Origin of the sequence: Kitasatospora sp. NPDC057518, assembly GCF_042802075.1 — a bacterium.
Classification (GTDB): Bacteria; Actinomycetota; Actinomycetes; order Streptomycetales; family Streptomycetaceae; genus Kitasatospora.
In genome coordinates this window covers 1-5,086 of sequence record NZ_JBHVEU010000560.1, presented here as the reverse complement: position 1 = coordinate 5,086, position 5,086 = coordinate 1, and the positions used below count along the sequence as shown (strand labels likewise).

The window sequence follows — 5,086 nt, the reverse complement described above, 5'->3', positions numbered from 1 at the left end:
CTCCAGGGCCGGGCGGGGCGCGCGGCCGAGCAGGGCCGCCAGGTCGCCCGGCCCGCCCGGGCCGGCGAGGAAGCCGTGGGCGATCGCCGAGTAGGTGCCCACCACCATCGGCACCTGGAAGTCCCGGGCGTCCGAGGCCGCCACCGCCGCGCGGGCGTCCGTCAGCCGTCCCGGCCGGTACGCGGCGCCGAGCGCCTCGGCCACCTCCGCGCCGCCCACCGCCCGCTCCCCCACCAGCTCGTACGTCCGGCCCGCGTGCCCGGCGGGCGCCAGGGCGACGTTCACCGCCGCCTCGGCCAGGTCCGCCCGGGCCACCGCCGCGAGCCGCCCGTCGCCGAGCGGGGCGCTGATCACCCCGTCCGGGCCGGGGGCGGCGATCGCGCCCAGGAACTCGGCGTACAGGCCGTTGCGCAGCACCGTCCAGCGCAGGGTGGCGGACGCGCGCAGCCGCCGCTCGGTCCAGCGGTGGGCGAGGGCGTAGGGCAGGTGGTCGCCGTCGCCGGAGAGACTGGTGTAGACCACGTGATCGACGCCCGCCCGCTCCGCCGCCCCGATCGCGGCGCCGTGCCGGGCGATCACCACGTCGTCCTCGGCGGCGCCGGCCGAGATCAGCAGCAGGGTCCGCACGCCGGTGAAGGCCTCCGCCAGTGTCCGCGGCCGGTCGAAGTCCACCAGCCGGGCCGGGACGCCCGCCGGCACCCGCTGCGGTGTGCGCGAGCCCGCGACGACGCCCTCCCGCCCGGCGAGCCGCTCCAGTACGAGCGCGCCCAGGCCTCCGTTGACTCCGGTGACGAGCAGCATGGGGTTCCTCCAGGGATGGTCGGTCGAGCAGATGATCGTTCGTCGGCTTCGCGACCATCCTCGGTAGCCTGGGCGTCCGGCGTAAGGAGGCACTTCCATGTCAGCAGGGCACACCGCGGTAACCACCCCCCGCCCGGTGGTCTGGTGCGAGGAGGGAGTGGACTGCGGGATCCGCGACCTGCTGGACCGCCTGGGCGACAAGTGGTCCGTCCTCACCGTCGTCGAACTCGCCCAGGGCGTACGGCGGTTCCGCGAGCTGCAGCGCGCACTGCCGGGCATCTCGCAGCGGATGCTCACCCTGACCGTGCGCCGCCTGGAACGGGACGGCATGGTCTCGCGGACCGTCCACCCGACCGTCCCGCCGCAGGTGGAGTACGAGCTGACGCCGCTCGGCCACAGCCTGACCCACCTGGTGCGGGCGATGACGGACTGGTCGTACGACCACCACGACGCGATCGTCGACTCCCGGCGGCGGTGGGACGGGGCCAACCCGGGCTCCGGGATCCGCTGACCCCGTCCGGTGCCCCCGGCACGCCGGGCCCGGCTACCGCTCGTACGCCATCTCCGGGAAGCGCGCCGAGGGCCCGTCCAGCAGGTGGTCGTCCTGGCCGCGCAGCCAGCGGTCGAAGAAGGACGCGACGTAGCTGCGGGTGGCGAGTTCGGCCCGGCCGGGGCGGATGTCGCCGACGTCCTTGCGCAGCTGGTCGGCGCCGAGCACGCCCTGCCGGGCGAGCTGCGGCAGCAGCGGCTGGGCGTCGGTGTACGAGCCGTGCCGGGAGCCGGTGAGGGTGACGTCGGCGTGCCAGCCGGTGCTGTGCCGCCACAGGGCGTTCCAGCCGGGCTGGTCGCGGTAGCCGCCGGAGTCCTCGCTGCCGGTGCCCATCAGCAGGAACGGCCGGTCGAGGCCGTCCTCGGCGACGCTGGACAGGAAGACGCCGGTGTGGCCGTCGGGGCCGGGGAAGTGCAGCTGGCCGTCCATGTTGATCCCGGCCGCGATCCGCGGGTCGTCGTGCATGGTCTGGAGCGCGGTGAAGCCGCCCGCCGACTGGCCGACCATGCCGATCCGGCCGAGGTCGAGGGCCCCGACGACCCCGGCGGGCAGGCCAGTCCGCTCGCCGAGCGCGGCGAGCTGGTCCAGCACGAAGCGGGTGTCGGCCACCCGGGCGTCGATCGCCTTGCGGAGCACCGCGCCGACGTCCAGGCCGGGCTGCCCGCGCAGGCCGGGGAACACCGAGGGGGCCAGGTCGCCGTCGGGGAAGGCGACTTCGGAGGCCTCGTAGGTGTGGTCGACGGTGACCACCAGGTAGCCGCGCGAGGCGAGGTCCTCGACCAGCGCCGTCCCCCAGGTGCGCGGATCGCCGAGGCCGGGCGAGTACAGCACCACCGGGCGCGGGCCGCCGGGCAGCGCGGGGGCGTCCCGGCGGGCGTGGGTGCGGATGGCCGACCAGTCGGTGCGGCCGGGCGTGGTGCCGTAGTTGAGCAGGCCGACGCCGTCCGGGCCGTCGAAGTGCCGCCCGGCGGCGGGCTCCATGTACGGGGCCCGGTCGTCGCCGGCGGCCGGCCGGGAGGTCGGGTACCAGAGGCTGATCATCAGCTCGCGCCGCTGCCCGGGGTGCCAGGGGTCCTCCCGTGCGGTGTCGGTGAGGTGCACGGCGGTGGTCCCGATCGGGTACGGCCCGCTGGGCTCCGGCAGCCAGGCCCGGGCCTGCCGCCCGGGGCTCGTCTCCCCCGGCGGCGGCAGGACCGCTCCCGCGGCCGTACCGATCGTGCCCACCGCCGCTGCCGCCGCCAGCACCGCCGCCGCCACCACCCGTCCCGGAATTCCCATGGTGTCCCTCCGTGTTCCGATCGATCGAACACGCAGGACACTACGGTCGGGAACGGGCCGCCGCCGTCATACCTGGGGGCCAACCGGCCCCGGAATACCCGGGTATCACACCCCTACGGGTCAGCGCCGGTACTGCCGCAGTTCCCTCCGGGCCAGCGAGCGCTTGTGCACCTCGTCCGGGCCGTCGGCCAGTCGCAGGGTGCGGTTGCCGGCCCAGAGCTGGGCGAGCGGGGTGTCCTGGCTGACGCCCGCCGCGCCGTGCGCCTGGACGGCCTTGTCCAGGATCCACTCGACGGTGCGCGGGGTGGCGATCTTGATCGCCTGGATCTCGGTGTGCGCCCCCCGGTTGCCGACGGTGTCCATCAGCCAGGCGGTCTTCAGCACCAGCAGCCGCAGCTGCTCGATCCGCACCCGGGACTCGGCGATCCAGTCCTGCACCACGCCCTGCTCGGCCAGCGGCTTCCCGAAGGCCACCCGCTCGTTGGCCCGACGGCACATCAGCTCCAGTGCCCGCTCGGCGATGCCGATGGCCCGCATGCAGTGGTGGATCCGGCCGGGGCCGAGCCGGGCCTGGGCGATGGCGAAGCCCGTACCCTCCTCGCCGATCAGGTTCCCCACCGGGACGCGGACGTCCTCGAACAGCACCTCGGCGTGGCCGCCGTGGTCGGCGTCGTCGTAGCCGAACACCGTCATGCCGCGCCGGACGGTCACGCCTGGGGTGTCGCGCGGGACGAGCAGCATGCTCTGCCGGCGGTGCGGCTCGGCGGCCGGATCGGTCTTGCCCATCACGACGAGGATCCGGCAGTCGGGGTTCATCGCCCCGGTGATGTACCACTTGCGGCCGTTGACCACGTACGCGTCGCCGTCCCGCTCGATCCGGGTGGCGATGTTGGTGGCGTCCGAGGACGCGACCTCGGGCTCGGTCATCGCGAAGGCCGAGCGGATCCGGCCGTCGAGGAGGGGGCGCAGCCAGCGCTCGCGCTGCTCGGCGCTGCCGAACTGGGCGAGCAGCTCCATGTTGCCGGTGTCGGGCGCCGCGCAGTTGAGCGCGGGCGGGGCCAACTGGATGCTGCGGCCGGTGATTTCGGCGAGCGGGGCGTACTGGAGGTTGGTGAGGCCTGCGCCGAGCTCACCCGGCAGGAAGAGGTTCCAGAGCTTCTGCTTGCGGGCCGCGGCCTGGAGGTCGGCGACGACGGGGGGGACGGCCCAGCGGTCGCGGGCCGGGTCGGCGAGCTGGGCGGCGAGGACGGGCTCGGCGGGGTACACGTGCTCGTCCATGAAGGCGAGCAGCTGCTCGCGGAGTTCTTCCGTCCGGGCGTCGTAGGCGAAGTCCATCGGTTCTCAGCTCTCCTTGAGGGTGCTCAGGCCGTGCCGGGCGAGGATCGGGGCCATCTCGCCGGCGCGCTCGAAGCCGGCGCCCAGGGTGCGGCCCTGCCGGAAGCGGTAGTGGATGCCCTCGGCGACGGCGGCGAGCTTGAACGAGGCGAAGGCGACGTACCAGTCGAGGTCCTCGGCCCGGCGGCCGGTCGCGTCGGCGTAGCGGGAGACGATCTCGTCGGCCTTCGGGAAGCCGGGGGCGGTCATGGCGGAGGGGATGATGCCGCCGCCGACGCCCGCGAGTTCGGTGTACATCACCAGCAGGCCGATGTCGGTGAGCGGGTCGCCGAGGGTGGACATCTCCCAGTCCAGGACGGCCGTGATGGTGTCGGCGTCGTCGACCAGGACGTTGTCGAGGCGGTAGTCGCCGTGCACGAGCGCGGGCGCGGGCGAGGCCGGCAGGCGCTCGGCGAGCCCGGCGTGCAGGCGGTCGAGCTCGGGCAGGTCGCGGCTGCGGGAGGCGGCCAGCTGCTTGGACCAGCGGCGCAGCTGGCGTTCCAGGTAGCCCTCGGGCCGGCCGAAGTCGGCGAGGCCGACGGCGGCGGGGTCGATCCGGTGCAAGGTGGCGAGGGTGTCGACCAGCCGCTGCCCGAGCGCGTGCACCCGCCGCTCGCCGAGGGCGGCGAGCGGGGCGACGTCCCGGTGGGCGGTGCCGGGGACGTACTCCATCAGGTACCAGGGGGCGCCGAGGGTCTCGTCGTCCGGGTCGAGCAGGAGCGTCCGGGGCACGGGCACCCCGGTGTCGCGCAGCGCCGTCATCACCCGGTACTCACGGCCCATGTCGTGGGCGGTGGCGAGGACGTGCCCGAGCGGCGGGCGCCGCAGGACCCAGCGGGAGGCGCCGTCGCCCAGGACGTACGTCAGGTTCGAGCGGCCCCCTTCGACGAGGTCGGCCCGCAGCGGCCCCTGGAGGAGGCCGGGCAGCTCGCGCTCCAGCCGGGACCGGAGACGGGCCAGGTCCAGTCCGGGCGGGTCGACGGGGGTCTCGGCCATCGGGCGGCTCCTCGGGGTGGATCCTCATTGACTAAGCGCTTGCTTAGCATTCAGCCCGAGGATGTCCCCTGTCAATGGCGGGAAGCC

Annotated in this window: 5 protein-coding genes; 1 reads left to right on the top strand and 4 read right to left on the bottom strand. The window is 74.7% G+C overall.

Translation table 11 applies throughout. The annotated features are described in order from the left end of the window. Nucleotides 1-801, bottom strand: an 801-nt coding sequence (locus ACFU7Z_RS35980; protein WP_380782224.1) for an NAD(P)H-binding protein, incomplete at its 3' end; no start/stop codon positions are given. A 97-nt stretch (nucleotides 802-898) separates the two neighbouring features. On the opposite strand from ACFU7Z_RS35980, the gene ACFU7Z_RS35975 reads away from it, so the two are divergent. Then, nucleotides 899-1,312 carry a helix-turn-helix domain-containing protein gene (locus ACFU7Z_RS35975; RefSeq protein WP_049651883.1) on the top strand — a complete coding sequence of 138 codons (414 nt, stop codon included), beginning with the start codon at nucleotides 899-901 and terminating at the stop codon, nucleotides 1,310-1,312. Nucleotides 1,313-1,345: 33 nt separating this feature from the next. On the opposite strand, the gene ACFU7Z_RS35970 is transcribed toward ACFU7Z_RS35975, so the two are convergent. From ACFU7Z_RS35970 to ACFU7Z_RS35960, 3 genes are all read right to left on the bottom strand, one after another. Further along, complete coding sequence (locus tag ACFU7Z_RS35970; RefSeq protein WP_380782222.1) at nucleotides 1,346-2,629, bottom strand: alpha/beta hydrolase family protein; 1,284 nt, start codon at nucleotides 2,627-2,629, stop codon at nucleotides 1,346-1,348. A gap of 120 nt (nucleotides 2,630-2,749) precedes the next feature. Continuing rightward, nucleotides 2,750-3,964, bottom strand: coding sequence for an acyl-CoA dehydrogenase family protein (locus ACFU7Z_RS35965; protein ID WP_380744657.1), 1,215 nt, complete (start codon nucleotides 3,962-3,964; stop codon nucleotides 2,750-2,752). A gap of 6 nt (nucleotides 3,965-3,970) precedes the next feature. Next, nucleotides 3,971-4,999 (bottom strand): phosphotransferase family protein, encoded by a 1,029-nt coding sequence (locus ACFU7Z_RS35960; protein WP_380782220.1) that lies wholly within the window; start codon nucleotides 4,997-4,999, stop codon nucleotides 3,971-3,973. Nucleotides 5,000-5,086 lie beyond the last annotated feature (87 nt).

Bases quoted from the DNA above. Each gene is read 5' to 3' on its own strand.
- ACFU7Z_RS35975 (WP_049651883.1), top strand. From the start codon at position 899: ATGTCAGCAGGGCACACCGCGGTAACCACCCCCCGCCCGGTGGTCTGG.
- ACFU7Z_RS35970 (WP_380782222.1), bottom strand. From the start codon at position 2,629: ATGGGAATTCCGGGACGGGTGGTGGCGGCGGCGGTGCTGGCGGCGGCA.
- ACFU7Z_RS35965 (WP_380744657.1), bottom strand. From the start codon at position 3,964: ATGGACTTCGCCTACGACGCCCGGACGGAAGAACTCCGCGAGCAGCTG.
- ACFU7Z_RS35960 (WP_380782220.1), bottom strand. From the start codon at position 4,999: ATGGCCGAGACCCCCGTCGACCCGCCCGGACTGGACCTGGCCCGTCTC.